At 47.3% G+C, this 893-nt stretch carries 1 protein-coding gene; it reads left to right on the top strand.

The features are described 5' to 3' along the window. Position 1: 1 nt before the first annotated feature. On the top strand, positions 2–893 hold an 892-nt coding region (locus GRP75_RS28215), incomplete at its 3' end, for a LacI family DNA-binding transcriptional regulator (protein WP_337194290.1).

Here is an 893-nt window from a genome sequence, read left to right as displayed (position 1 = left end):
CATTGCCAAATTGTCTAATTGTTCCCATACAACCGTCTCCCGGGCGCTCAATAATAGCCCGCTGATTAAAGAAGATACGAAACGCAAAATTATGGAGTTGGCAGAGCAACTCAATTACATTCCAAATTTTAATGCCAAAAGCCTGGTTCTCCAGCGCTCGCATACGATAGGCCTGTTTTTCACCAGTATTTCAGAAGGCACCAGCTCCAGTTTTTTTGCGGATACCATCCGCGGAGTTAATCATGTCGTCGGGGTGGATTACAATTTGTTTGTGCGAGGAATTGACGATTACGCCGATTTTTCGGCCATTCACCACAAGCGTTTTGATGGTATCATTCTGATGAGCCAGAGCGAGGCGGACAACCCTTTTATTTATCATGTGCTCGGTCAAGGTATTCCGCTTGTTGTACTGAATCGGCAGGTGTCCGGTGCGGGGATTGTAAATGTGATCTCTAATGATAAGGAAGGGTCCTATGAAGCGGTCTCCTTTCTCGTTGAAAGCGGGCATGAACGCATTGCGATCATCGAAGGGGTAGAAGGCTTCAAGTCTACCCAGCAACGCCGCGAGGGTTTTATGAATGCGTTGATTGATAGTGGTAAGCCGATTCGACATGAATATATCGTGCAAGGTCATTATGATACTGAAAGCGGAAGCCAGGCAATGAAGCAACTGCTTTCCTTGCAGGAGCCGCCGACAGCGGTATTTTGCTCTAACGATGATATGGCTATTGGGGCCATGAATGCGGTATTCGAAAACGGCTTGAAGGTACCAGAGGATATCTCAGTCATTGGTTTTGACGATATCGGGTTCTCAATGTATACGACTCCACCGTTAACAACGGTCAAAAGACCGATTGAGCAGATAAGTGAGCGCGGAGCCGCCTGCATTCTGG

Source organism: Paenibacillus sp. OT2-17 (genome assembly GCF_009827695.1).
Taxonomy (GTDB): Bacteria; Bacillota; Bacilli; order Paenibacillales; family Paenibacillaceae; genus Paenibacillus; species Paenibacillus polymyxa_B.
The sequence above is the reverse complement of the archived record's forward strand: the minus strand, read 5'-3'. Positions and strand labels throughout refer to the sequence as shown.